Below are 23,089 nucleotides of genomic sequence, written 5' to 3' on the forward strand. Positions count from 1 at the left end.
GCCGCGGGCGCCCGCCGCGTCGCAGGCGACGTGGGTCCGCATCGACAGGGCGGGGCGAGGCCGCCCTCGTCGCGCGTCGGCACCGCGCAGGTCGCGTGCCAGACCGGTCCGATCCGCGTGATCCTCCGGGCCGCGGATCCCCGCCGCGACAGCGCGGCGATCAGGGCGGGGACCGCGGAGTCGGCGACGGCGTGCACGCGGGTCGGATTCATGTCCGGGACGGCCGGATCAGCCGGTCAGGAGGATTTCGGCCCGGTGCGCGCGTCGCCGAGGTGGCGCAGGTTCTCGGGCGGCGTCTCGGCCTCCGTCGCCTCCACGGAGGCGACGCTGCCGCCGCTCACCGCGTCGACACGGTGCTGACCCGACGCGGTGCGGGCGACCTCGGCCTGCCAGCCCGGATCGGACTGGCGCTCGCGCGTGAGTTCCGCCGGGCGCGCGAGATCCCGGGCCTCGTCCTGGCCGAGATCCTGGCCGTTGCGGTCGGCCGTCGCGTTGAAGGTGCGCAGGGTCGCGCGGGCGGGTGATTGCGCATCGGCCGGGTTCCGGGCCATGGCGGTTCTCCTGGGCTGTGGACGGGATCGGGTCAGAGGATCGGCTTGCCGCCGGTCACCGCCACGGTGGCACCGGAGACGTAGCTCGATTCCGGACCGGCCAGCATGACGTAGACGGGGGCGAGTTCGCAGGGCTGGCCGGGACGCTTCATCGGTACCTGCGAGCCGAAGCTGCGGACCTTCTCCTCCGGCATGGTGGAGGGGATGAGCGGCGTCCAGACCGGTCCCGGAGCCACGCAGTTCACCCGGATGTCGCGCTCCGCCAGCATCTGGGCGAGGCCGCCGGTGAAGTTCTGGATCGCGCCCTTGGTGGTGGCGTAGGCCAGCAACTGCGGGCTGGGCGCGTCGGCGTTCACCGAGGTGGTGTTGATGATCGAGCTGCCGCCCTTCATGTGCGGCAGGGCGGCTTTCACCAGGTAGAACATGGCGTGGATATTGGTCGCGAAGGTGACCTCCCACTCCTCGTCGGAGATCTCCTCCGGATTCGCGAAGGTCTTCTGGTGCGCGGCGTTGTTGACGAGCACGTCGACCTGCCCGAACGCGGCCACCGCCTTGTCGACGATGGCGCGGCAATGCTTCGGGTCCTTGATGTCCCCCGGCACCGCCACGGCCGTGCGGCCCGCCGATTCCACGAGGCGGCAGGTCTCGCGGGCATCGTCGTGCTCGTCGTAGTAGCTGACCAGCACGTCCGCCCCCTCCCGGGCGAAGGCGAGCGCCACGGCCCGGCCGATGCCGCTGTCCGCGCCGGTGATGATCGTCTTGCGGCCGGACAGCCGCCCGGAGCCGCGATAATGCGCCTCGCCGTAATCCGGGCGCGGATCCATGTCGGCGTCGCGGGCCGGCGGGGTGAGCTGGCGCTGCCGGTCGAACGGCGGCTTCGGGAAGTCGGTCATGTGGCGCTCCTTGCGCGGCGGCGAGGCGGTCGCGATGCAGAAATCCCGACGCGGGGCGTGGAACGGGGGCCGCGCTTCGACGTCCGGATCGATCGCGGACAGGTCCGCACCCGGTTGCCGGACGTCGCGGAGGTCGGGCGGATCCGTGATCGGCGTCTCCGCTGGAACCGTTCCCCGTGTCGACAACACGACCCGGCGGGCAATGTTTCGCGGAGATTGGCGAACAGCCGCGGTGGAGCGACGTCGTTGCGCGCGTGGCCACAATAGTGAGAGCGATGATGGCGCTCGATCGCTGCCGTGATTGGGGCGGAGGAACGTATAACTCTGCTCAAACGGTGCGGCGGGCGCGGATCAGCTCTCAAGCGTGACAGGAAAAGCCTGGTCCGGAACGATGCGGACCTTGTCGGGTTGGCTCCGTATTCGGCCAACACGGGGTAACCATGACGACCAAGCCACCGCCTGTTCCGCCGGCCAACCGGTCCGACAAGGGGCCCGGCAGCGCCACCGAAGCGCCGCTCACGCAGGGCCGTGCCGGATCCCAGACCAAGGATCCGGACAAGGTCGGCCAAGCCGGAAATTCCAAGGTGAACACCACCAACCAGGGATACCAGCAGGACCGCTGACGGCCCGAACCGCGCGGGCGCCGCGAGCCGCCGTGCCCGACGAGAGTGTTGATCCGCACCGGAGGATGATCATGGCAAATGCCAGTCGGCACAAGGTCGGCCCAGGCGCCCAGGGCAAGGGAGACGGGACCGGGGCCATGTCGGAGCTGCCCGAAGGCGTGCTGCCCGAGAACATGGTGCTCAGCAACCGAGACAAGTCCCAGCACAGCGACGAGCGAGGCCTGGACAGCAAGAACGTCCAGACCGAGCAGTATCAGGATCATGCCGGCAATCGGCAGGTGGTCGCCGAACTGGACGCCGACGCCGCCGGCAACACGAGCGGCCTGGCGAACCCGAAGACGGACGAGTCCGGAGCGCAGAGCAGCCTGAAGCGTCAGCAGCACTCGTAGCCGCCACGTCCACGACCGGGGAGGCGCGGCGCAGGGTCCGCGCCTCCCGCGGCCGCACCGCGCAGAGCGCCCGTGAGCCCTCGCCGGTGCGCCGCGTCCGACGCCGGGCAGCAGGCGCAGTGCGCGCCGGCCACGCCGTCCCGGAGAGGCGCGATGTCGCGATTGCAAGTTCTGGCCGCGCTGCTTCTCGGCTCGGCCGCCGGTCGCGCTCAGGCGCAGGCCGTGAGTTCCGCGCCGGGGACCGAGGCGGCGCAATCCGATGGGCTGCTCGGGATGCCGACCCTGCTACTGATCGGCGTCATCATCGCCTTCGCGGTCCTGTACGCGCTGCGTGCTCGCCGGCGCTGAGTGACGAGAGGCCTTCTCCAGAGGCCTACCGTGAGGGTTGCCCCCACCTCATCCGCGAGCACCGCGATGAAGCCGGACGTGGTCACGGGACCGCGCGGTCCGCCGATCTGCGCGTGCATGTCGCCGAGACGACGCCCCGCGGCGAGGAGACCGTCGACGAAGCCGCGACATCTGAATGGTCGCAGGACAAAAGGAAGCGGGATTGGCCGACTCGGGCACGACGTTCATCCAGATAGACGCAACACAGCCTGAGTGGCGACCATGAAGACAACAGTCACAGCGATGGCATCGGCCATGCTCGCCGGCGCGCTTCTCGGAGTGCCGACCGGAGCCAGTGCGCAGGCGGGCAGCTTCGCCAACCACGGTTTCGGCAACCACAACTTCGGAGCTGCCGCCGTCGCGGGCGGCGGTGGCTTCGGCAATCACGGCTTCGGCGCCGGCGCCGCGGGCGGCGGTTTCGCCAATCGGGGTTTCGGCAACCACGCGTTCGGGCCGGGAGCCGCTGCCGGCGGCTTTGCCAATAACGGTTTCGGCAACCACAATTTCGGCCGCCCTGCTGTCGGCGGCGGGCTCTCCAATCCGGGGTTCGGGCACGGGCTCGGTGCCCATCGCGGCTACGGTCATCATCGCCATTACGGCTACAATCGGGGCTTCTACGGGAGACCCTACGGCTACGGCTACGGCCGGCGCGGATACGCGCTCGGCGGTCTCGGGCTGGGGCTCGCCGTGGGCGGTCTGTACGGCGGTTACGGTTATCCGGGATACGGCTACGACACCGGGTATTACGGCGGCTACGCGCCCGTCACTTACGGCTACGCGCCCGTCACCTACGGCTACGCCGACACCGAAACCGACCGTGTCGTTGACGAGGACCGCGCCTGCGCGCGCCGGTTCCGATCCTATGACCCGCAGAGCGGAACCTATCTCGGTCGGGACGGGCGTCGCCATCGCTGCCGGTAAGCCTCGGTCGTCCTGAGGACGACCGCATCGGACACGGAACGGCCCCGTCACGCCGCGGCGTGGGCGGGGCTGAGGGCGGGGCTGAGGGCGGGGTTGGCTCGATCCGCCGGAGCAGCCAATCGGGACGACCGATCGCTGGCGCTAAGACTCGCCCTCGGTCTCGTCCTCACCGCCGGTCGCACCGGTTGCAGGCCATGGCCGGTACGCGTCGAGCGTCGCGTAGGCATCCGTGCCGGTGAGCCCGAGCCGTTCCATGTCGGTCAGGAGCGCCAGGATGTCGGTGTCCACCGGCTCGCCGGCTTCTTTGCGCTCGATCAGAGTGTTGACCAGTTCCAGGTCGCTGATCGACGTCGCGCTGGGTTCGTTCGGATCGGTGAAGGCCATGACCGGTCTCTCGCAGGATGGGTCGGAGATCTAGGTCGCCGCCCCTCGCCCGACCACACGCGACCGCTCCGGACGCCGCGGCGCGGCGGTGCGGCGGTGCGGCGGCGCCGATGCCGGCCCCTGAGCGTGCTGGCGAGGGGACGCCGCGCGCGTCACATCGTCGGATGCGACGCCGGCTCTGTCTCACCGTGCAAAACCTCGTGCTGCCAAGTGGGGCGGTGCGCGTCCAGTCCGACATGCTGGCCGACATACAGGGTTGCGAGCAGGCCGAGCAGCAGAAGCAGGCCGAGGGTCACGGCGTCCGGATGCCGGCGCGCGCTGTGAATGCTGAGGCAACCCAGTGTGAAGACGGCCGCGAGGACCAGGGGACCGAGCGTGTCGCTCGACATCGGGATCTCCGGGGTGGCCTGTCGCCGTGGCTCAGCGCGCCGCCGCGCATGGGCGAGCGGCGAGGCTGCGCGACATAGACGCTCGAGGATGCGCGAACCATCCCGACATCCATCGCCACCATCGCGCGTCGGATCCGGCGGCGAGTGTCGAGCAACGAGCCTCGACCGCGCGCCGCCCTGCGGCGGCCGCGCTGCGGCAGGATCGGCCCGGTCACCGGCATCCCTGCGTCGCACCAGTCGAGCACAGCGCGCCGCGCGTATTGCCGTTTGCCGGAACGGCAATTCGGTTCCCGAACCTCAGAACCCGATGCGGGCACGGGTTCCGAAAGCTGAGTAGGATCAAGATGATGATAAGTGGATGACTGCCAGAGAAGCTGAGCCATAAACCAAAGGTGTCAGCGGCTTAGTTCCCTCACTGATGCGGTGCCCTGCTCTTGGCAATAAACGAAGATTTCTGTGCCTCGCTCACCGATCGAAGGACGCGGCGGCAGTTGATGCCGCTCACCCTAAGCACCTGCGGTCGACGCAGGCGAGGTCGCGGTCGTAGATGCCGGCGCCCCCAAGGACGAGCCACTGATCCGCCACAGGAAGGTGGCGGGCGGGTCCGGTACGAGCCAGCGGGGCAGCTCGAGCGCCTTCGAGGAAGTCGTCGGCGAGCGACGGGAAGCCGGCGCATGGCGCCTGACCGATTAGCGGCAGCGGCACGCGGACGGCGTCGGGGCTATGAACCAGCAACGCGTTGATCCGGTTGGGGTGCACCTACCGAGCCGACCGCCCATAACGGCCTTGTTGCGGGTTCGCGTCCTGACGAGGCCAGCAGATCACGGGCGCCACTAGGCCGCTGGCGTCATCTCTCGATCGGCGGCCCCGATGTACGAGCGGCAGGCCGGTGTGCTGCCCGCACGTGATCGCCGTGCCTATCCCTGAATCTTGCTCGATGCCGACCGTTCCCGGACGACAGCAATCACAGGTTGACTTCATGACGCGCACGATCGTCGCGCTGGCAGGAGCCCTGTCTCTGACCCTCGCCGTGCCCACCTCTGCGCAAACGGTGACGGGCGGCGGGGGAAACATTGGAGTCTCAGCCGCCGGCGACGACCGGAAGCGCGGGCCCAGGGGCTCGGGATCTCGGGCCGAGGCCGATCACCCGTGGGAATGCGGCCAATCCGGGAGTCGCGTCGATCTCAGGCACAACGCCGGGCGTCAACGTCGGCGGCACCCCGATCAGTGGGCCGCCCGGCACTGGCGGCCCTTCGGGCGGCCCGTCGCTCGGTCGGTAGGCCCGCTCGGCACCGCCGCCCCGATCTGCTCTCGGGATGGTGCCGAGTGTTGATCGTAATCTCAGCCTCGTTCGGCCATCTTCTGCACGAGTTCCAGAAGCCTGCGCCGATCTCCAGGTTCGCGGACGAGATTGAAGGCGGCCAGCAACTCGGCGCATTCAGCGTCGCTCGCGACCGAGATGGCCGAACTGGTCGCAGCGCACGTGCCCGCATCGACGGCGTTCGGTGGCCTGTAGAACGCGGACGGCGGCACCTGCACCGCCCCGGCGATCCGCTTCAGCAGCCGCTCCGTCTTCTCTTGCCGCAGGTTCCAGACCCCACGCGCTTCATCCCGACGCGACGCCTCCGATGACGGATCGCTCAAGGTGAGTGCCTTGGATCCCATGTGCCTCCGAGCGGGCGCACGAGGCGCCTCTTGTCCACGTTCAGATCGGCTCGCATCCTATTGGATTGCGCGCAACGCGCAACGGTTGCGCTAGTGCAAAGCTTGCTCCTCTGGGTTGTGGCGTGCGACAGATCACACGCATGTGAGCTAACAGCGAGAGCAGGTACGGCGTGCCGAAGCCCCGGGTTCGTGGTGGTCAGACTTGTCCGAAGGCGTTCCAGTCAGCGCTCGATGCACTCGACGTAATTGGCCGGTGGGAATGGGACGCAGCGACGGACTCCGCACGCTCGGATGCCATCGTGGCGCTGCTCTTCGATGTCGACCCCGACCAGGCGGAGGTGGGCGTTCCGCTCACTCACTACGTTGATGCCATACACCCTGAGGATCGGGAGCGGGTTCTCGACCTGATCCGGCGTAGCGCCAGCGAAGGCAGCACCTTTCTGACCGAGTACCGGGTGATCTCGGTCGACGGTCAGACCCGCTGGGTTCTGGCGCGGGGACGTTTCACCGCCGATCATCAAGGGCGACCGGTCGGCGGTGGCGGGATCCTCGTGGACATCACGTCCATGCGGATGAGCGAAGGCACCTTCGGGGACTCCATGCTCTACCCCGGCGAGACCCCACTCGACCGGGCCGCCGATCACGCCATCGCCGCACAGGAGGCCATTGCGGAGCTGCGAGATCCGGATTTGAAAGCGCAGGCCGACGCGCTCCTGATATCGCTCGGCCGAAGACTCGCGCAGCAGGAGGTGCAGGCCCGCCGCCGGAACATGAATTGACGTGCCAGTCCGTGTTCGGTGAGACGAAAGCAAACCTTAAGCTCAATGGTCTATAGGCCCGCTATCGTCTCGCGTCTCGGTGTTGACCATGACTCTCGCACTGTTGGCCGCCTTGATCGCCGGCGCGATATGTCTCGGGATGATCTCTGCCCTTGTGCCGCTTCAGCGGCCGCAGGAGGAGGTCGAGTTGGCAGATCTCAACGAGGACGAGTTCTTCGACATCGGCGGCCCCGTCATCGATCTGCAGGCGACGCGCTAGAGGCGCGTCCCGCATTTTCGCAGCTGGTCGGTCGGTTGGTCGGTCATGAACAAGCCCGTGCCGGTGGACCGGCCAGGTCAGAGCGGAGGTGCGCCATGAACCCTCAACCCGTCACCATCGAGACCGAGGCCGACGCCCAGACGTATCTGGCCGATCTCCTCAAGAACCCGAAGAACCGGTCGATGAGCGAGATTGCGAGACATTGCGCCCTGCGGGTCCGCGCCCCGAAGATCAAAGCGTTCTTTCTGACCGAAGGCGCCACGATGCTTGCCGAGATGAAAGGGTAGAGCCGAGACAAGAAAGCCCGCGACGGCGGTCCGGGCGGGCTTCTCGAGATCCGGACTGTGAGGGGTCTGTAAGGCCGGATCCGAAAGCAGCATACGAAGCCGCAGTTAACGAGAGAGCCCGCGCGACGGAGCCGGCGTGGCTGAAGGTGATCTCTGCGAGAGAGGCGCCGACATACGCGCACGCTCGCTGGCATGCCACAGCGCGCATTGCAGAGCTGGTCAGCGCCCGACAAAAAAGACCGCCGCAGTCGGAGCCGGGCGGTTCGAGGTGATCTCGCTGGGGGAGTGTCGAGGCCCGGTCTGCGCACGGGATGGCGGCGCGGTTCCAGTCGGCGATCCGGCTCATCGCCCCGCCAGCCCGATCTTGGCCAGGACGATCCCCTCGAAGGCCAGCAGCGCCGCAGAGGCCAGCCCCCAGCCGATCCCGCCCAGGTCCCGCACCTGCCCGGCGACCTCGGCCAGCCCCTTGGCGGCCTCCGCCTTCGCGCCGTCGACCGCCTTGTCGATCCGACGCTCGATCTCGTCCCGCGCCACGAACAGCCCGATGTCGCGCCGGTAGGCCACGCCCTCGAGCTTCTCGTCCATCCGGTCGAGCTTGCCGCCGAGCGCGTCCATCTGCCGGCCGGTCGCCTCCACGCGCTCGATCAGGCGCCCGATCCATTCGGGCAGGTGGTCGGCCATCGCATCCCTCCAGCGCGCGACGCGGCTCGCCGCCCGGACCCGCGGGCGCGTTCCATGAGCCGGGTGTGAGGTACCGTCCGTCATGGCGCCGGTCCCGCCGGGGCCTCAACCCCCCGACCCGACCATCTGCGGCACGAACTTGTCCACGGAGCGGGCCAGCATGTAGACGCCGATCCCGACGGTGAGCAGCGACCACAGCTCGGCCGGCGCGCCCTTGAGTGCGCTCACCACCTCCACCTGCAGGCCGACCATGGGCGAGACCACCCCCACCCGGGTGATCATCGCCAGCGCCCACAGCACGGTGATCGGCCGCGCGTTGCGGGCGAGCGGGCTCTCCGAGCCGGGCTCGGCCTTCATCACCTCGGCCATAGTGTGGCCGAGATCGGCCTGCTGCTCGATCAGGGCCTTCTGCAACTCCGGCCGCACCTGGAGGCGCCGGCCCGCATCGGGCAGCACCTTCTGCAGGACCGGGCCGAGCGTGTCGAGCAGCGCCGGAAGGAGGGCGAGGAAGCCCATGGTCCGGCACCCTGCTGCATGTTGAGGCGGATCGCGGTGCCGGTGGCGTTCCACCGGTCGATCGCCAGCCCCCGGACGTCGAAGATCTCGGCATCGGCCCGCAACTGGCGCTCGATCGCCGTGTAATCGACCACGTGGCCGTCGGTCGGCAGGAGCGCCCCGTCCCGGGCCCAGAGGTCGTAGGGGACGGGATCACGCCGGGCGCGCAGCGCGATTGAGGCCGCCGGGCACCAGAGCCGGACACGAGCCGCCAGCGAGCGCCACTGCCCTCCGGCGGGAAGACCCAGACCAGGGCCGTGAGGTCGACAACTGAGGAGAGGTCGAGGCTGCCGAAACTGGTGCAGTGTCGTGTAGAGGGCGCCGTCGGGCCACTCGTGCATCTCGTCGCCGACAATTACCAGGGCGGACAGGCCGCGCTTGCCCTCTGCCGCGCCGGACGGGACCTCGAAGCGGGCCCAGAGCGCGGCGCAGTACAGGCTCTTCTTGAAGGTCTGGACCCGCTCCACGAAGGTCGGCGAGAGCCGGATCGCGGTCTTGGCCTCCTCGAAGACGATGCGCGCCTGATTCTCGTTGCGCGCCATGGCCTAGGCCTGCCCGCCCATCGTCCGGTCGCAGAGCCAGAACAGCACCGCCAGCGCCGCTAGGAACTCGGTCTTGCCGTTCTTGCAGCCGATCCAGAGGAACAGGCGGCGGAACGGCCGGAACCTGTCCGCCGCGCGCCAGCTTTCGAGCAACTGGACGATCGCGGCCTGCCAGGGCACTAGGTTGAACGGCTTGCCGGCCCATCGCCCCTCCGTGTGCCGGATCCATGTCGGCCGCACCGCCACGCCGGCCGCACCGCCACGGCGGCCTCCGCGAGGGCGGCGTCGAACCACGCACCTGGCTCGGCGGCGGCCCGCGCCCAGTCGCGGGGGACGAACGCGGAGGCCGGGTCGTCACCGAGCGCCGCGACCCAGACGGGCCGCGCGGCCGCCTCCGCGACCCCGGAGGCGGATCCTGCGTCCATCAGTTCGGGCGCGTGCCCGGAGGCGCGGCCGCACGGGGCCGACAACTGGCTGAAGACGATGCCAAGCCTGTTTGCCTTCGCGGTCGAGCGCGAATACCTGCAGGCCGATTCGACCCGCGGCGTGAAGCTCCTCAACGTGCTGGACGATCGAACCGGCTATCACACCTGGACCGATGACGAGATTGGCCGGTTCGAGGTGTGCTGGCCGCTCGGCACCCGCGAGCGCCTAGCGCTCGATCTGCGGCTCTACACGGGCCTGCGCCACGGCGACGCCGCCCGCGTCGGCCCTCAACATGCCGCGACGGTCGGATCTGCATCGCGACGGAGAAGACCGGGCGGGAGGTCACGATCCGGATCCTGCCGCCGGTCGCGAACTCGATCGCGGCGAGCCGGGTCGGCGCACTGACCTTCAGCGCTGGTGAGCGCGGACGGCCGATGAAGGAGAGCTCCGGCAAATGGTTCAGCGATGCCTCCGCCGAGGCCGGCGTATCGGACCGAGTCCACGGCCTACGGAAGGCCGGCGCGCTACGGGCAGCCGAGAGCGGCGCGACTGAAGCGGAACTGAACGCGTGGTTCGGATGGGCGGAGGGGTGTCGCGAGAACGCGACCTACGTGCGCGGCGCCAATCGAACGAAGCTCGCCGAGCGTATTGCCGACCGCTGGAACGGCGACGCTATTCCCGCACCTCAGCACCCGGTGCGGAAGCCGCAGCAGAAAACTGAGCACAATCAAGATGTTGGTAAGTGGATGGCTCCCCGAGCAGGACTCGAACCTGCGACAAGGCGATTAACAGTCGGGGCGATCATATTGATTTCACGCGTGGGCGTTACCGGTCGCCGCCCGTTCCCGAGCGGGCAATAGACCCCCTCCCCTGCCCACGGTAGCCTCGCCTCATGAGCGATGGTCACCACCCGATTCGCTGGCATGAGGCCAATCCGATCCAAGAAGCGGTCGAGGCGCTGACCGCCGCGGGCCATTTGGTCGAACCGCTGGGCGACGACTTCGCCTTCTGGATCGTGGATGGTCAGGGCTTGAGCGATGGCGATCTTCTCGACATGGCTCAGCGCCTCGGCCTCATGGACCCGACGCCGACCAAGCTGCAGTAGCACCCGGGGTGCGCGATGCCCGATCCCGCGAACAGCAACGCCGAGCCTGAGACGTTCGACATGCGGCCAGACGACGAGGGCTGGACGGTCTACAACGTGCGCACGGACGAGCCGGCCCGGGTCAAAGGCGTGCGGCAGACCGGCCTCGACATGGAGAAGGCGGACGACCTCGTCGACCTGCTGAACCGCTTGGCGCGGCGGACAGGCGAAAGCTTCTCACTCTGACGGCCCGGATATGAGCGAGGATCCGGAACGCCTTCGTCAACAAGCCGATATCCAGTTCATGATGCAGAGGCTGAAGGGGTTCGCGCGCGTGGTCGACCTTGACGAAGCGACGACGCGACGGATCATCAGGCAGGTCGTGGCCGATATGCCAACGCGGTCAATTGAGGCCTGGATGGTCGAGGCGCGCTCACGCATGATCAAGGCATCGATATAGCCGCATGATTGAAGACACTGACCCTAACCGTGAGATCGTCATCGAGCGCTTGATGGATCGGCTCGAAGGATTTGCGGTCGGTATCGGCCTCGATAGAGATACGACGCGGCGCCTTGTGGATCGCGTCATCACGGACATGCCACTCACTCCGGATGAAGACCGTCTGGCACGGGTCCGTAACTGGATGCTGATTGCGTCGGCATAGCGGTGGCTGTCCCATCCAAATTCCCATCGCCTAGAGGCGCCCGGCCACGTCCGGACACCCGCCCGCGCGTACTGGCGGCGCTAACATCCGAGCCGGCAACCGCCGTCGAGATCGCTGAGCGTGCAGGTATCCCCGGCCGGGAGCGCGGTATGCACGCCGCTCGGGCCTTGGCGCGCCTGAAGGCCGACGGCCTCGCGGTCAGCGAGCTGCGCCGGAACGTCACCCGGTGGTGGAAAGCCGGCGATGCGCCCCCTCAGGCGTAGGCGACCGGCAGCTCGCTGACCTGCGTCGTGTAGCGCGGCGTGCGCATCTCGAACTTCGTGGTCCAGTCCCGCCGGCTCACCAGCCCCGCCCGTGCCGGAACCACCGCGCCCCGGCCCCAGCGCGCGTTGCACGCGTCCATCGCCGCCATCAGCGGGCCCGACCGCTCGCGGTCCAACGCGCCGATCAGCGCCCGCGGGCTGTGCGACAGCGGCACGAGGTCGTTCGTGACGATCCCGGCCTTCGAGTACCGCCACGGCCGCTCGCCCGGCTCGCGCCAGGTCCGCGCCACGCCGTGCCGCGCGGCCTTGATCAGCGCCAGCGTGTCCGAGCTGTGCTCCGGCAGCTGCACCGTCGTTGAGACCGAGCGCATCGGCTCGTCCCGGTCGTGCTCGCTCGTGTGGTAGAAGACCGTCACGTGGTTGGTGCCCAGCCCCTCGCGCCGCAGCTTCTCGCCGAGCCGCGTGGCGTGTGCCGCCACCGCCTCCTCCAGCACCGCCCGCTCGGTGATCCGGCTCGAGAACGAGCGCGTCACCGCGCAGCCCTTCCGCCGCGCCGGCACCATCTCCAGCGGCAGGCAGGCCGCGCCACGCAGCTCGTAGATGATCCGCTCGCCGACCACCGTCAGGCCCTTGCGCACCGGCCGCGGGTCGAGATCGCGCAGGTCCGCTACGCTCTCCACGCCCATCGCCTGGAGCTTGGCCAGCGACGCCCGCCCGATGCCCCAGACCTCGGCGACGTCGATCCGACACAGCCAGTGCGCGTAGGCCACCGGATCGGTCAGGTCGCACACGCCCTCCAGCACCGGCACGGTCTTGGCGATGTGGTTGGCGAGCTTGGCCAGCGTCTTGGTCGGGCCGATGCCGACGCAGGTCGGTATGCCGGTCCAGGCCCGCACCGTGGCGCGCAGGTCTCGCGCGAGCTCGACCCGCAAGGCTGGCGCCATGTCCGACAGGTTCAGGAAGCTCTCGTCGATGGAGTAGATCTCCACCTGCGGGCTGAACTGCCGGTACACTGCGTTGGTCCGCCCCGACATGTCGCCGTAGAGGGTGTAGTTCGACGAGAACACCCGCACCCCCTGCGCGCGGCACATCTCGCGGATCTTGAAGTACGGGTCGCCCATCTTGATGCCGAGCGCCTTGGCCTCGCTGGTGCGGGCGATGGCGCAGCCGTCGTTGTTCGAGAGCACGATCACCGGCACCGCGGCGAGCTTCGGGTCGAACACGCGCTCGCACGAGCAGTAGAAGCTGTTGCCGTCGATCAGCGCCACGGCGCGGCCGCCGCCGATCCGGTCGCGCCGGCGGGCCTCGGGCGTGCTCACGACAGCTGCCCGCGGGCGACGTGCCAGCGGATCGAGAAGCGGACCACGCCCCAGATTGCGCCTTCGCCAAACTCGTCGACCGCGAAGGCGGGCAGCTCCGAGTTGCAGAAGGCGAGCCGGGCGACGTTGCCGTCCATCACGAGGCGCTTGCAGCTCATCTGGCCGTCGACAGCCGCGACGACGATGCTGCCGTGGCCCGCTTTGAGGCTGCGATCGACGCAGGCGAGGTCGCGGTCGTAGATGCCGGCACCCTCCATGGACGAGCCACTGATCCGCCACAGGAAGGTCGCGGGCGGGTTCGGCACGAGCCAGCGGGGCAGCTCGAGCGCGCCTTCCAGGAAGTCGTCGGCGGGCGACGGGAAGCCGGCGCACAGAGCCTGCCCGATCAGAGGCACGCGGACGGCATCGGGGCTGTGGATCAGCAGTTCGTCGACCCGATTGAGGTGCACCCGCGGCTCCGCCGTGTTAGAACGAATAAGGAACAAAGCTGATGGGCGGGCCGTGTTCAATCTGCGCGCAGAATGTTTCTTCCGCGCCGGTGGACGAATGTGAACTCGGGTCGAAAACGTCAGTCACGGCCGAGCGTTACGCGCCTCGCGCGGTCGGCGAACAGCGTTTGGCGTGTCGGAGCGGGCGGGAGACGACGATGACGATGAAGACGGCGTTCGTGGTGCAACCCTTCGAACTGCATCGGAAGCGACTGCGGCCGGCCCGGCAGGAACCCGCGCAGACCGAGAGCGGCGCGATCAAGAAGGCCGAGAACCTGGCCAAGCGGATGCCGGGCGCGGCGGCGCTGAAGGTCGTGGCCGACGACGAGACCGGCGAGCTGGAGGGCGTCACGATCCTCGGCCAGTGCGGCGAGATCCCTGACGACTTCGCTGAGAGCCTGCAGGGCGGGTAGAGTGACCGATTGGCTATGATCCCGAGCTCGGAAGAGAGGGAACCGCCAGCCTCCATCCAGCTTGGGTCGGCATGCCTGGAAAAACGTCCGCCAAGAAGAAGCCGGTCAAGGCGAAGGTCGCCGAGAAGTCGCCCCGCAAGCTCGGCCTACCAACGCAGCTTGCGGCGATCCAGACGAGGTATCGCGACGCGCTGCTCGACGCAGCCGAGCTGCCCTACACGGAGCAGGGCGATCGCATCCGGTCCGCGTTAGCGACGCTGCTCGCGGAGAAAGCTGCGCTGGGCGTGAAGGATGGCGAGGAACTCGCCGAAGTAGAATAGCCCTACCGCGCCACTCCACGCGCTGCGAACTCCCAGACGGGCGGCCCCCAGGTCTGCCCGGGCTTGGTGCGGTAGCCGGAGAATCGATCGAACACGATCCGGTCCTGCTCGACGCCGATCACCGGGCTGTCGTTGACCATCAGCGCGCCGGCATACTCCACGCGCAGGAAGCCATGCTCCGGATAGCGCCGAAGAGCTGCGGCGCGGTCCAGCCCAGCCGGTGCGCCTCGGTGCCGTGCTGGTCGATGAAGGCCAACGCGTTCACGCGCATCGCCGCCCATCGCGTCGGTGTCAGATACCGGCACGGCGAGGCGTGCTCGGACAGGCGCTCGATCTGGTCGCGCCAGGTGGCGACGGCGGGCGGGAGGTCGGTAGGGACGGGGTTAGCCGACATAAGAACTGCATAGCGATGTTGAACTGGGAGCAACGGCTACGATAAACACTGGCGTCGCAAACGCTACGAGCAGAATGTCAAGCATGGATTGCGGTGCTATTTGTCGATTGGTTGTGCAGTACCATTCGCGGCGTTGCGTTTCTCTATCTCAGATCTGGACCATTGCAGAAGGTCCACCTCTTTGGAGAAATCTTGAGTGCTTACAAATCCAGAAGAAACTGCCTTCAACAAATTCTTAGCCGCTCTATTTGCTTTAGATCTTGATATTCTTGACGACCTATTGGTCATGACATCGGCATGATTCGGCCTCTTTTCCAGTCCAGTGGCATAAATCGAAAATGCCGTCGCTATCTCTGTCGGTTTTCCTTTGACTTCAATTTCATGTTCTATTTTTTTGATTGCAGTGACGGGCAGTAGCACAATTCCATACAGCGCCCGCAGTGTACCATCCGACGCTGTGGGGCGCTCTTTCAGCATTTCCCTAATCGTTTCATTGTACTCTTCTGCCTCTGCTCTCGCGCGGCGCAAGCATGACGACCCGAACGTCGCTGCATCCGAAAACAAGGCGGACGTAACTCTCTTGGACCCATCTTCATCTGCGGTATGAGTAGGGTCCATGACCAATCTTACAAGGACTTCGTCTTTCGCTACCGGCTCCGAGCAGAAGCGGGAAACTTGCTGCGTCTCACAGGAACATTCCGGTGCGTTTCGGTCTATGAAGTCGGCGCGCGTTTCATCGTCGGGTGCGCTCTCAAAGATCTGAATGCAACTCATAGCTTAAGGGCGAGCGCTAATCCCGAGCTTTTCCGCAATCGAAGCAGGCATGGTGCGTCCGTCGAAATGCTCGACATCCTCATCCCATTCGTCTTCGCCGATATCAATGTTTGCCGCAATCACCCCGTCGGGGAAGAACTCAAATTGCGCATCAATATTGTCCGACCTGATACCAATAACCGCATTCCCGTCGGCAAAAACCTGAGCAGAAAATCTGAAAGATCTACGCGCCCCAGACGCCAGTCCGAGAAACTCTTCCGCCAGCTTGAAGCTGACCGGATTGGCATTGTGCGCGTGCCGCCTGAAACGGCGAAGCACCGCCAGAGTTGAATGAACGCTTGGCACCGCGGCAGTTGGAAGGGGAATCACGTTAGAAGTAAAATCTTCCCCTGCTTTCGGTCGGGAGAAAGCTAATCGGCCAACCTGGCCCGCTGACGAAACGGACGCCGTGCTGAAGCCCTCGCTCGGATCATAGAGGCCCTTCGGCTGCGCATACATCCCGAGCGTCCTAAAGGCCGATTCTTTCGGCGGCTTCCGGAGTGATAATGCGACGGAGCTCATCCTTCAATGCGGCATGCTGTTGATTTAGCGCGTCCAGCACCACAGGCACCTCCCAGCCCCGGCCTATCGTTCTCCCATATCCTGGCGCGTTCACCATGTCTTGCGTCATCGTGTATATTATAAATGAGCGCGTTTGCCGCCCTTCCTTGCCAGGAAAATCCGCAAAATCAATTTTTGTCTGGTAAAGCCGCCTTATCTTATCGGACAATCGTTCGAAATGCCCGGCATGCGAATGCCATGGCTCGATCGAGCTGCTGCCAGCTGAAGCCACCCAGGGGGCCTCTGCGGATATGAGTTTAGTGGCATCCAAGACGCGAGCCTCAACTAAATCAAACCTATCCCAGTACTCAAGCTGTATGAAAAATGGCGGAGCCTCAAATACATAATATTTATTAATTCTCGACAGGACAGACTCGATTCGTCCTATAAATGGTCTCCATCTAACATACTGATTGCTCTGTATTTGAATCGAATCCTTGTTGATGGAAATCCGCTCGGTCACGCGGTCATCAGCGTCTACCAAACTGAAATTCAAACCCATAATTTGTTGCGACGAAACGGCAGGGGAATTCAAGGCCACCCCAAGCTGCGTACCGTTGAAATTTACTGCGAGGCCGAATGCTGGGCTCGGCTGGCCGATGTCTAGATCTCGGCCTAAGGCCCAGATTGCTGGCCGCATCGCTGCCCACTGGCCTTCGGAGACTGGATGTCCGAATTGGATCGTAGCCTGGACAGACACAATCGCATGCGCCTCATTGAATGGGGCGAAACCACCCAAAGTTGGCTCAGGCATCATGCAACCCGTTGTCTCGCTAGGCGCAGCAGTTAATGGCCAACCTCTCCTAGGCTATCTCGAAAGGCGTTAACAGCACCTCGTAACTGCGGGCTGAGCGAGCTGGCTTATAGGCCCATTCATCCGCTCGGCCCCGCCCCGATCTGCTCACGGGGCGGGGGAGCAGTTAGCCGATCAAAAGCGGCGCACGTAATCTCCGAGTTCGAGGCCCATCCCTAGTTGAAAACCAAAGTGCCATGCCCGGACTTCAGCAGTTGGCATGCCGGCTTTCAGATGCTCCTGCGCCACGATGATTCCGACCTCCTCGAGCCGGCGCACGACGCCCTGAACGCTGCCTGTCTCCGGGCTCAGCGTCTTGATCATCTCGCTCGCCGCAAGCCGGCCAGCTTTCTCGCCTCGAGCGCTGGGAGCGTTCGGCTCGCTATGCGGCGGCATGGGTCTCGATTGCCTCACCTGTGGGAGCCGATACGCAACCCGGCTCGGTGGCAGCATGGCGGACGGCGGTTACCGGGCCGTGTCTGCGATAGGTGGATCGGTATCGCGCACGATGGAAGGAAGCCGCCGAGCCGACCAGATGACGTTGCCGCCATCATCTCGGAGCAATGCGCAACCAGATCGTCCGGCAAGTAGGAGCTCGAACCTGGTTTCGGCCTCGTCGGCAGCCTGGGCGTCCGTAGACGCCTCGAGCTGCTCAGTGGCGACCGACAGCCCGCTTGCGCAGCGCCTATAGACGGAGCATTCGAGATGGAACACAGCTATCTGGCGGCGAAGCAAGAGTCTTGCCAAATCCAATCGCGTCCTTGAGCGCCGCGTTTAGACCCCATTACGTCGACGAAAACTGATCTTGCGCTTCGGCAGAAATTTCTCTTCACCGTCCGTAAACACGCCAGGTCGATCATGGAGGTGTGATGCTCTATTAAGAGCGATGGATCGGTCAGATGCCCAAACTTCTCCGGCGGTTCGTTCGCGACGAGACTGGCGCCACCGCCATCGAATATGGAATGATCGCCGCCCTGATCGCTGTCATCATCATCGCCTCGCTGCGGCTCGTAGGATCGCGGCTCACCTCCAAATTCAGCGCGATATCCGGTAATCTGAACTGATCCGCGCTGGTGGATCGTAGTGAGCCTGTACCGGCGCTTCCGCCTTGCTCTGTCTTGATCTGCTCACGGGGGGCCTGATCTCCCGCTAGCGTCTCGCAATCGGAACGGCCAAAGGCCAGGTCGCTATTCGGTCGCACCCAGCCCTAGGATCAAAACTCCAGCTCCTGCGTCATTGGCTGGGCGGCTTTGGGCCGCGTTTCTAGCCTGCAGGCTTTATGCGCATGTTCCGTTGGATTGGCCGCGTTATCGCTTGGGTCGGCCGTCTTTTCGTCTCGGTTTGTATCGGCGCCGTAGCGCTGTTCGCACGGTCGCTGGACTTCATGCTTGGCGTCGTCACTCGCCTCTACGAACGCTTCGACGCCGGCTGGAATCGCCTTAGCAGCGAAGCAAGAGAACGCCATGCGCGAGAAGGTCGCCGAACGTTAAACCGTGTCGACCTCGACAGCCGGCCGGAGTGAGAGATGCCCACCTATACTCTGCGGCGATTTCTGCGGCCCGGTGACGGCAGCGATGGGGTGGTCGACGAGACACGGGAGCTTGAGGCGTCAACTGATGCAGAGGCCGTCCAAATCGCTCAAGCATCGGTGGCCGAACCAGAGCAGGCTATAGTTGGGCTCGAACTGGTAAACGCATCCGAGCGAGTAATTTGGAGCCTGCGCCGCGGTAGTACGATCAGCGAGAGACCGAACGGCATGTAGTCGGAAACGCGACCGCTCTCACCAGCGTGTGAGCTGAGCCGATACGCAACTTGGCTCCAGCGTATGATGGCCGGTGGCGGTTACCGGGCCGTGCGGGACCTGCCGCGCGCGCGTTCCGCGCCGGGATTCCTACGGGCAGCAGTTCTGGCCTGCGCCGATCGTGCATCGGACACCACCATGATGTGAGCATGCGCCGCGATCGTGCTGGCTGAAGCTCCAGTCCCCGTCGGCGCAGCGGTATCTCGCGTCCCGCGGTGGAGGACAGACGGACCCAGGCAGCACCTTGCGACAAGGGACCTCACAGCCGTCGACGTTGCTGTACGTGCAGCCCTTCATCTCGTCCGGTGTGAAGGCAGGGCACGTCTTGCGCGCCCGAGCATCGCTGGCTGACACCAGCAGCGACGCACCGACCAGCGCGAAGGCGACCGAATAGAATTTCACCGCGCACCCCATTCGACCGAGCTCAACGCTACGGTGAAGCTGATTGCGGGCAAAGGAAAGCCCGCGCCGGCGGACCGGGCGGGCTGAAGGTAAGGGTGCCGCCCCGCCAAGGATCGTGCACCCCGTGAAAATTCTACCAGCGCCACGTCCAAAGAAAAGCCCCGCGCGGCGGTGCCGGCGGGGCTGAAGCGAAAACGGCGGTCGACTAACGCTAAAATGTCCTCGCCAAGGTAGGCATTGAAATCGCCGGCGCACTCGACGCCGTCGCAGTCTGATCATCAGCCGACTGTGACATTGGATTGGATTTCAAGATTCGAATCATCTTCATGTCGTTCGAGACCAAGATAACTAAATCGCTATCCTTGATCATGGAAGGTTCTATCTGCGACGCTTTCGCAATCGCGTCGGCTTCGCCTGTCATGCTGAGTTGAATGCGGCCGGTTTCATGAAACATATTGTTATCTGACGCGCTATGTCTGTAGAGATAGATCGCGTAACTGGACATTTAAAATTCTCATAGATTACACGTATTTCGAGGCGAGGCCGCAGCTTGAGCTTCCATTTGTTGAGCGGAGCTACACTAAATCTTGAGAGTCTCGCCCACGAAACTGCGCGAGCTGTAGTGACAGCCGTTGTGAAGCTGTTCAAGGGGCACTAGCATACAGTCGGAGACAAAAAGACCGCCGCGGCCGGAGCCGGGCGGTTCAAGGTGGTTCGTGCTGAGGACCAGAAGGCCGGTCTACGCGCGGGCGGGCCGGCGGTTCCGGTCAGCGTCTGCCTCGAGGCTGCTGCCGGCCGTGGTCGTCGTCCCACCGGTCCATGACCTCGGTGAACCGGGTGATCGCGGCCGTTATCTGGCTGGTGTGCTGCGCTTCCTCGGAGGCCGTGTCCGCCACAATGGCCGCGGTCAGGCCGTTGATCGCCTTGGCGAGATCCGCGAGCGCGATGCTGTCGAACACCGCGGCGCCCGGCGCCGCCGCGACATCGCGAGCCACGTCGGGCTTGAGCGCCTCGGCGGCCCGCACCTCCTTCCTGTACCCCCACCACTCTTTCATGAAGCCGGTCAGCGGCACCAGCACCACTGCGACCGCGCCCAGCAGGGCGATGACGATTCCCGGCCACCCATCAAGCTGCTGTGCTGTTGCCGGCACTGGCCCTTCTCCGTTTCCTGAAGCCGAAGGTGTCTTCCGCGGCCATGTCGCCGGCCGCCCGGCCGGACGAGTGCAGCTCGGCGATCGCGAAGACGGAGTAGATGCCGGCGCTCAGCGAGAGCGGCGGGAAAGCCAGGGCGAACCCGAGGGCCATGGCGAGCCAGAACAGGAAGCCGCCCAGGCATCCGAGCGTCCGGACGAACGACGTCTCCCGGCCGCGGCGCCCGTTGATGTAGAGGGCGGTGATCCGGGCGGTCCCGACCGCCAGGGCGATCACGCCGGCCGTCGTCTCGCTGACGTAGGAGGTGATGATCCGGTACTGCGGACCGACGAAGGTCGGCCACGGCATCAGGCACGTGAGCCCCACCACCCACATGATCACCGAGAACCAGATCTCGGCCCATCGGGTCTGTCCGTAGCGGACGGCGCGCCGGATCCTGGCGTCGATCGCGGGGTCGGGGTCGTACTGTCTCATGGTGAGGATGCGGCACACGACTGGCGCGGACACGAGACGCGCCGCTGTGGGGATCTGGTAGGCCATGGGGCTCTCCTCGGGCGTGAGGGCTTCGGGAGAGCCCCGGCGGACGGATGCGGGGATCAGCGCTTCTGAATCATCGCGCTCGTGACCGCGGCGGTGAACCCGGCGGCCTGCTGGTCCTTCTGCTGCGACGTGCGGGACGAGCCCCACCAGAACTGCACGCCGAGACCGACCGCGAGCCACAGCGCGCCGTAGGACTGATTCAGCAGGTTGAAGACCCGCTCCGGGATCTCCTGCGAGACGAAGAACAGGCAGAAGGTCAGCGAGATGGCCGCGCCCACCACGATGTAGGTGAGGATTGCCGGTGTCGTCCCGGTCCAGCTATGGGCTTGGACGAGGGCGACCTGCATCGCGCGAGCGTTGGCCATGTCAGCAAGCTCGTCGGCCTGCCGCTTGGTCTCCGCCTCGATCTGCGCGAGCTTCACCTGCGCCGCCGCCGGATCCGCCTGGATCGCCGTCGCGACCGCCTGCGGGGTCGGTTCGACGCCGAGCGCGGCCGCCACGCCCTTGCCGACCAGGCCGCCGATGGTGCTGCCCAGCGGGCCTCCGAACAGGCCGCCCAGTGCAGGGAGCCCGATCTGCGCGAGCTGACCCGCGATGCTCTGCCATTCCATGATCATGCCTCGTCGCTGGTGAGGGAGACGGTCTGCCCGGCGAGGGCGTGGGTGCAGTCGCCGAGGAACTGGATCTGGCCGCTGGTCACGAAGGAGTGGCAGACGCCGCAGCAGGCGGGGTTGCCGTCCTCGGGATCGTCGCAGCCGTACTGACAGTGAGCACCCGGTCCGCGTCTGCCGGCGCCAGGGACGTGGTGGCCCCAGCGCACCAGCACCGACGGCGTGAAGGTCGGCCGCTCGTAATCGCCGTTAAAGCCCCAGGATGGGCTCGTGGCGGGGTTCACGTTCACGACGTGCATGCTGTCGCAGCCCGGGCACTGGAAGCCGAGCCGGCCGCCTTCGAGCGCCCGAAGGATCCCGACGCGGGCCACCTCAGGCGGCCTTCTTCGAGAACAGGGACTTGAGCCACGCGCCGACGCCGCCGGTCTGGACGGTCGGTCCCGTGACGCCGCCTGTGTCGGGCGGGGCCGGGTCGGCGGTGCGGCGCGGCGCGGGCGGCACCAGCGGCGGGACGGGCGCGGCCGTCACCGGCGGGACCGGGATCTTCGTCACGGCGGCGCCGGGCGCGTAGCCAGCCTTCTTCAGCGCGGCGGCGAAGGCCTGCGCGTGGAGCGCGATCTCGGCGGCCCGGTCCTGGCCGTTGATGATGCGGCGGGCCCCCTTCCAGTCGGCCTTCCCGCCGCCCAGGTAGTCCGACAGCTTCTTGCCGGTGAACCACCCCTCGCGGGTGCCGATGAATAGGACGGGCGCGGCCACGTCCGGGTGCATGGCGAGGTCCGGGTTCGTCTCCAGATCCTGCCCGGCGACCAGCAGGCCTAGCGCGCGGAGGCGCAGGGTCGCCTTCCGGTAATTCGCCCGCCCGGTGAGCTGCACCAGCCCGCGGCCGCAGAAGGCGATGCCGTCGCCCGGATTCAGGTTGCCGAGCTCGCGAGCCTTCTCTGGCCGGTCGCCGCGGATGTCGTACATCCTGGCGAAGTACGCGGCGCCGCCCTTCTCCTTGATCGGTAGCATGGTCCAGCCCGTCTCGATCGGACAGGTGCCGAGACCGTAGGCCAGATGCTCCAGGGGCGTGTCGACCGGGCAGGCGTCCAGGATCGCCTCCATGCCCGATACCTGCGACGGCGTGAGGTGGCCCGGGAAGGGGCTCAGACGCACAGCATTGAAGAACGCCTGCCGGTCGAGAGCAGCGGTCATGTCGGGTCCTCGGTCGGTGGTGCGAAAAGTCAGCGCCGCGCGCGGGCCGGCGCGCAGATGCGGATCGGACCTGCGCCTTCGGCGATTACCGGGGCGCAGAACACGCGGTGGTGGCGGCGCGGGCCGGCGACGACCGGTCCGCAGGCCACGGCGATCATGATCCCGGCCACAGCCAGGATGCGCGCAGCCGTTCGCGCCGCGGCGGGGGCTACGGTCATGGTCAAGTCCTGATCGTTGTGACGGGCGTGGGGGCGGGGCGCCGTGCTACGCTGCGGCAGCCAGCCAGGGAGATCGCAGATGCCCCGCTACGCCATGTTCGAGAGCGTCGAACTCGATGGGGGCGCACACGGCGCGATCGTCGAGATCCACGGAGGAGCCAACCCGCCGGCCTACGAGGTTGAGGTGTTCAACGTACCCGGTTCGATGGGCGATGGCGTTGTTACCATGCGAGAGAACGGTGACCGCCTGGTGCCGATCGATCCCGCAGGCCTCGCCGAGATCTTCAGGCAGAAGCCGAACCTTGCGCCTTTCGAAGCCTGAGGCTG

General features: G+C 66.3%; 41 protein-coding genes and 1 pseudogene. 17 read left to right on the plus strand and 25 right to left on the minus strand.

All coding sequences use genetic code 11. The annotated features are described in order from the left end of the window. Nucleotides 1–236: 236 nt before the first annotated feature. Together LOK46_RS13240 and LOK46_RS13245 are read right to left on the minus strand one after the other, a co-directional pair. Nucleotides 237–551: a hypothetical protein gene (locus LOK46_RS13240; protein WP_273564175.1), complete on the minus strand. Its 315-nt coding sequence runs from the start codon at nucleotides 549–551 to the stop codon at nucleotides 237–239. 32 nt (nucleotides 552–583) lie between these two features. Next, nucleotides 584–1,444, minus strand: coding sequence for an SDR family oxidoreductase (locus tag LOK46_RS13245; protein WP_273564176.1), 861 nt, complete (start codon nucleotides 1,442–1,444; stop codon nucleotides 584–586). Nucleotides 1,445–1,884: 440 nt separating this feature from the next. Here LOK46_RS13245 and LOK46_RS13250 point away from each other — a divergent pair, with 440 nt between their 5' ends. The 4 genes from LOK46_RS13250 (at nucleotide 1,885) to LOK46_RS13265 (ending at nucleotide 3,764) form a co-directional block, all read left to right on the plus strand. Next, nucleotides 1,885–2,067, plus strand: coding sequence for a hypothetical protein (locus tag LOK46_RS13250; protein ID WP_012319429.1), 183 nt, complete (start codon nucleotides 1,885–1,887; stop codon nucleotides 2,065–2,067). Nucleotides 2,068–2,138: 71 nt separating this feature from the next. Beyond that, nucleotides 2,139–2,456, plus strand: a complete 318-nt coding sequence (locus LOK46_RS13255) for a hypothetical protein (protein ID WP_273564177.1) — start codon at nucleotides 2,139–2,141, stop codon at nucleotides 2,454–2,456. 153 nt (nucleotides 2,457–2,609) lie between these two features. Continuing rightward, the gene (locus LOK46_RS13260) at nucleotides 2,610–2,804 is read left to right on the plus strand and encodes a hypothetical protein (RefSeq protein WP_273564178.1); all 195 of its coding nucleotides are present in this window, start codon (nucleotides 2,610–2,612) and stop codon (nucleotides 2,802–2,804) included. A 261-nt stretch (nucleotides 2,805–3,065) separates the two neighbouring features. Further along, on the plus strand, nucleotides 3,066–3,764 hold the full coding sequence (locus LOK46_RS13265) for a BA14K family protein (protein ID WP_273564590.1): 699 nt from the start codon (nucleotides 3,066–3,068) through the stop codon (nucleotides 3,762–3,764). A gap of 141 nt (nucleotides 3,765–3,905) precedes the next feature. On the opposite strand, the gene LOK46_RS13270 is transcribed toward LOK46_RS13265, so the two are convergent. From LOK46_RS13270 to LOK46_RS13285, 4 genes and pseudogenes are all read right to left on the minus strand, one after another. Beyond that, nucleotides 3,906–4,148 (minus strand): hypothetical protein, encoded by a 243-nt coding sequence (locus tag LOK46_RS13270; RefSeq protein WP_273564179.1) that lies wholly within the window; start codon nucleotides 4,146–4,148, stop codon nucleotides 3,906–3,908. Nucleotides 4,149–4,300: 152 nt separating this feature from the next. Continuing rightward, complete coding sequence (locus tag LOK46_RS13275; RefSeq protein WP_273564180.1) at nucleotides 4,301–4,537, minus strand: hypothetical protein; 237 nt, start codon at nucleotides 4,535–4,537, stop codon at nucleotides 4,301–4,303. A 516-nt stretch (nucleotides 4,538–5,053) separates the two neighbouring features. Then, a pseudogene (locus LOK46_RS13280) lies at nucleotides 5,054–5,296 on the minus strand (LexA family protein); the annotation flags it as partial. A 582-nt stretch (nucleotides 5,297–5,878) separates the two neighbouring features. Next, nucleotides 5,879–6,202, minus strand: a complete 324-nt coding sequence (locus tag LOK46_RS13285; protein ID WP_273564181.1) for a hypothetical protein — start codon at nucleotides 6,200–6,202, stop codon at nucleotides 5,879–5,881. A 299-nt stretch (nucleotides 6,203–6,501) separates the two neighbouring features. On the opposite strand from LOK46_RS13285, the gene LOK46_RS13290 reads away from it, so the two are divergent. After that, nucleotides 6,502–6,981 carry a PAS domain-containing protein gene (locus tag LOK46_RS13290; RefSeq protein ID WP_337251971.1) on the plus strand — a complete coding sequence of 160 codons (480 nt, stop codon included), beginning with the start codon at nucleotides 6,502–6,504 and terminating at the stop codon, nucleotides 6,979–6,981. 354 nt (nucleotides 6,982–7,335) lie between these two features. Continuing rightward, nucleotides 7,336–7,527 carry a hypothetical protein gene (locus tag LOK46_RS13295; RefSeq protein ID WP_273564183.1) on the plus strand — a complete coding sequence of 64 codons (192 nt, stop codon included), beginning with the start codon at nucleotides 7,336–7,338 and terminating at the stop codon, nucleotides 7,525–7,527. Nucleotides 7,528–7,869: 342 nt separating this feature from the next. Here LOK46_RS13295 and LOK46_RS13300 read toward each other — a convergent pair whose 3' ends face one another. From LOK46_RS13300 to LOK46_RS13315, 4 genes are all read right to left on the minus strand, one after another. Further along, nucleotides 7,870–8,208, minus strand: coding sequence for a hypothetical protein (locus tag LOK46_RS13300; protein ID WP_273564184.1), 339 nt, complete (start codon nucleotides 8,206–8,208; stop codon nucleotides 7,870–7,872). 105 nt (nucleotides 8,209–8,313) lie between these two features. Continuing rightward, nucleotides 8,314–8,724 carry a 3TM-type holin gene (locus tag LOK46_RS13305; protein ID WP_273564185.1) on the minus strand — a complete coding sequence of 137 codons (411 nt, stop codon included), beginning with the start codon at nucleotides 8,722–8,724 and terminating at the stop codon, nucleotides 8,314–8,316. Then, entirely contained in the window at nucleotides 8,607–9,305 is a 699-nt protein-coding gene (locus LOK46_RS13310; protein ID WP_273564186.1) for a hypothetical protein, read from the minus strand. The genes LOK46_RS13305 and LOK46_RS13310 overlap by 118 nt, the downstream gene beginning before the upstream one ends. Before the next feature lie 3 nt (nucleotides 9,306–9,308). After that, nucleotides 9,309–9,545, minus strand: a complete 237-nt coding sequence (locus LOK46_RS13315; RefSeq protein WP_273564187.1) for a hypothetical protein — start codon at nucleotides 9,543–9,545, stop codon at nucleotides 9,309–9,311. A 243-nt stretch (nucleotides 9,546–9,788) separates the two neighbouring features. Here LOK46_RS13315 and LOK46_RS13320 point away from each other — a divergent pair, with 243 nt between their 5' ends. From LOK46_RS13320 to LOK46_RS13345, 6 genes are read left to right on the plus strand one after another with little or no spacing between them, the layout of a single operon-like run. Further along, entirely contained in the window at nucleotides 9,789–10,136 is a 348-nt protein-coding gene (locus tag LOK46_RS13320) for a hypothetical protein (protein WP_273564188.1), read from the plus strand. 29 nt (nucleotides 10,137–10,165) lie between these two features. Continuing rightward, nucleotides 10,166–10,591, plus strand: coding sequence for a hypothetical protein (locus LOK46_RS13325; RefSeq protein ID WP_273564189.1), 426 nt, complete (start codon nucleotides 10,166–10,168; stop codon nucleotides 10,589–10,591). A gap of 32 nt (nucleotides 10,592–10,623) precedes the next feature. Next, entirely contained in the window at nucleotides 10,624–10,836 is a 213-nt protein-coding gene (locus LOK46_RS13330; protein ID WP_273564190.1) for a hypothetical protein, read from the plus strand. A gap of 15 nt (nucleotides 10,837–10,851) precedes the next feature. After that, on the plus strand, nucleotides 10,852–11,061 hold the full coding sequence (locus tag LOK46_RS13335) for a hypothetical protein (protein WP_273564191.1): 210 nt from the start codon (nucleotides 10,852–10,854) through the stop codon (nucleotides 11,059–11,061). Between the two features lie 10 nt (nucleotides 11,062–11,071). After that, nucleotides 11,072–11,275, plus strand: coding sequence for a hypothetical protein (locus LOK46_RS13340; RefSeq protein WP_273564192.1), 204 nt, complete (start codon nucleotides 11,072–11,074; stop codon nucleotides 11,273–11,275). A gap of 4 nt (nucleotides 11,276–11,279) precedes the next feature. Then, complete coding sequence (locus LOK46_RS13345) at nucleotides 11,280–11,480, plus strand: hypothetical protein (RefSeq protein WP_273564193.1); 201 nt, start codon at nucleotides 11,280–11,282, stop codon at nucleotides 11,478–11,480. Nucleotides 11,481–11,733: 253 nt separating this feature from the next. Here LOK46_RS13345 and LOK46_RS13350 read toward each other — a convergent pair whose 3' ends face one another. Further along, on the minus strand, nucleotides 11,734–13,062 hold the full coding sequence (locus LOK46_RS13350) for a Y-family DNA polymerase (protein WP_273564194.1): 1,329 nt from the start codon (nucleotides 13,060–13,062) through the stop codon (nucleotides 11,734–11,736). Continuing rightward, nucleotides 13,059–13,511, minus strand: a complete 453-nt coding sequence (locus LOK46_RS13355) for a LexA family protein (protein WP_273564195.1) — start codon at nucleotides 13,509–13,511, stop codon at nucleotides 13,059–13,061. The genes LOK46_RS13350 and LOK46_RS13355 overlap by 4 nt, the downstream gene beginning before the upstream one ends. 197 nt (nucleotides 13,512–13,708) lie before the next feature. Here LOK46_RS13355 and LOK46_RS13360 point away from each other — a divergent pair, with 197 nt between their 5' ends. Continuing rightward, complete coding sequence (locus LOK46_RS13360) at nucleotides 13,709–13,963, plus strand: hypothetical protein (protein ID WP_273564196.1); 255 nt, start codon at nucleotides 13,709–13,711, stop codon at nucleotides 13,961–13,963. Nucleotides 13,964–14,034: 71 nt separating this feature from the next. Further along, on the plus strand, nucleotides 14,035–14,283 hold the full coding sequence (locus tag LOK46_RS13365; RefSeq protein ID WP_273564197.1) for a hypothetical protein: 249 nt from the start codon (nucleotides 14,035–14,037) through the stop codon (nucleotides 14,281–14,283). 2 nt (nucleotides 14,284–14,285) lie between these two features. Here the strand turns inward: LOK46_RS13365 and LOK46_RS13370 are convergent, their stop codons facing one another. From LOK46_RS13370 to LOK46_RS13390, 5 genes are all read right to left on the minus strand, one after another. Next, complete coding sequence (locus LOK46_RS13370) at nucleotides 14,286–14,444, minus strand: hypothetical protein (RefSeq protein ID WP_273564198.1); 159 nt, start codon at nucleotides 14,442–14,444, stop codon at nucleotides 14,286–14,288. A gap of 329 nt (nucleotides 14,445–14,773) precedes the next feature. Then, nucleotides 14,774–15,295, minus strand: coding sequence for a hypothetical protein (locus tag LOK46_RS13375; protein WP_273564199.1), 522 nt, complete (start codon nucleotides 15,293–15,295; stop codon nucleotides 14,774–14,776). 159 nt (nucleotides 15,296–15,454) lie between these two features. Further along, entirely contained in the window at nucleotides 15,455–15,949 is a 495-nt protein-coding gene (locus tag LOK46_RS13380; RefSeq protein WP_273564200.1) for a hypothetical protein, read from the minus strand. A 10-nt stretch (nucleotides 15,950–15,959) separates the two neighbouring features. After that, a complete protein-coding gene (locus LOK46_RS13385) occupies nucleotides 15,960–16,808 on the minus strand; it encodes a hypothetical protein (RefSeq protein WP_273564201.1) in 849 nt (282 codons plus the stop codon). Nucleotides 16,809–16,979: 171 nt separating this feature from the next. Continuing rightward, on the minus strand, nucleotides 16,980–17,168 hold the full coding sequence (locus LOK46_RS13390) for a hypothetical protein (RefSeq protein ID WP_273564202.1): 189 nt from the start codon (nucleotides 17,166–17,168) through the stop codon (nucleotides 16,980–16,982). 575 nt (nucleotides 17,169–17,743) lie between these two features. Here LOK46_RS13390 and LOK46_RS13395 point away from each other — a divergent pair. Both LOK46_RS13395 and LOK46_RS13400 read left to right on the plus strand, forming a co-directional pair. Continuing rightward, nucleotides 17,744–17,908, plus strand: a complete 165-nt coding sequence (locus LOK46_RS13395; RefSeq protein ID WP_273564203.1) for a Flp family type IVb pilin — start codon at nucleotides 17,744–17,746, stop codon at nucleotides 17,906–17,908. Nucleotides 17,909–18,129: 221 nt separating this feature from the next. Continuing rightward, nucleotides 18,130–18,366 carry a hypothetical protein gene (locus tag LOK46_RS13400; protein WP_273564204.1) on the plus strand — a complete coding sequence of 79 codons (237 nt, stop codon included), beginning with the start codon at nucleotides 18,130–18,132 and terminating at the stop codon, nucleotides 18,364–18,366. Between the two features lie 369 nt (nucleotides 18,367–18,735). Here the strand turns inward: LOK46_RS13400 and LOK46_RS32925 are convergent, their stop codons facing one another. The 8 genes from LOK46_RS32925 to LOK46_RS13435 all read right to left on the minus strand — a co-directional run bounded on the left by LOK46_RS32925 (nucleotide 18,736) and on the right by LOK46_RS13435 (nucleotide 22,762). Then, on the minus strand, nucleotides 18,736–19,326 hold the full coding sequence (locus tag LOK46_RS32925) for a DUF3761 domain-containing protein (protein ID WP_443192885.1): 591 nt from the start codon (nucleotides 19,324–19,326) through the stop codon (nucleotides 18,736–18,738). After that, nucleotides 19,259–19,552, minus strand: a complete 294-nt coding sequence (locus LOK46_RS13405; protein WP_273564205.1) for a hypothetical protein — start codon at nucleotides 19,550–19,552, stop codon at nucleotides 19,259–19,261. The genes LOK46_RS32925 and LOK46_RS13405 overlap by 68 nt, the downstream gene beginning before the upstream one ends. Nucleotides 19,553–19,814: 262 nt before the next feature. Further along, entirely contained in the window at nucleotides 19,815–20,198 is a 384-nt protein-coding gene (locus tag LOK46_RS13410; protein WP_273564206.1) for a hypothetical protein, read from the minus strand. Continuing rightward, entirely contained in the window at nucleotides 20,173–20,739 is a 567-nt protein-coding gene (locus LOK46_RS13415) for a hypothetical protein (protein ID WP_273564207.1), read from the minus strand. Before LOK46_RS13415 ends, LOK46_RS13410 begins: the two co-directional genes overlap by 26 nt. 56 nt (nucleotides 20,740–20,795) lie before the next feature. Beyond that, on the minus strand, nucleotides 20,796–21,350 hold the full coding sequence (locus LOK46_RS13420) for a hypothetical protein (RefSeq protein WP_273564208.1): 555 nt from the start codon (nucleotides 21,348–21,350) through the stop codon (nucleotides 20,796–20,798). 2 nt (nucleotides 21,351–21,352) lie between these two features. Further along, complete coding sequence (locus tag LOK46_RS13425) at nucleotides 21,353–21,721, minus strand: DUF6527 family protein (RefSeq protein WP_273564209.1); 369 nt, start codon at nucleotides 21,719–21,721, stop codon at nucleotides 21,353–21,355. Nucleotide 21,722: 1 nt separating this feature from the next. After that, the gene (locus LOK46_RS13430) at nucleotides 21,723–22,544 is read right to left on the minus strand and encodes a hypothetical protein (RefSeq protein ID WP_273564210.1); all 822 of its coding nucleotides are present in this window, start codon (nucleotides 22,542–22,544) and stop codon (nucleotides 21,723–21,725) included. 29 nt (nucleotides 22,545–22,573) lie between these two features. Then, nucleotides 22,574–22,762: a hypothetical protein gene (locus tag LOK46_RS13435; protein WP_273564211.1), complete on the minus strand. Its 189-nt coding sequence runs from the start codon at nucleotides 22,760–22,762 to the stop codon at nucleotides 22,574–22,576. A 79-nt stretch (nucleotides 22,763–22,841) separates the two neighbouring features. Between LOK46_RS13435 and LOK46_RS13440 the strand changes: the two genes are divergently transcribed. After that, a complete protein-coding gene (locus LOK46_RS13440; RefSeq protein WP_273564212.1) occupies nucleotides 22,842–23,084 on the plus strand; it encodes a hypothetical protein in 243 nt (80 codons plus the stop codon). Nucleotides 23,085–23,089 lie beyond the last annotated feature (5 nt).

It is taken from the genome of Methylobacterium sp. NMS14P, assembly GCF_028583545.1.
Lineage (GTDB): Bacteria > Pseudomonadota > Alphaproteobacteria > Rhizobiales > Beijerinckiaceae > Methylobacterium.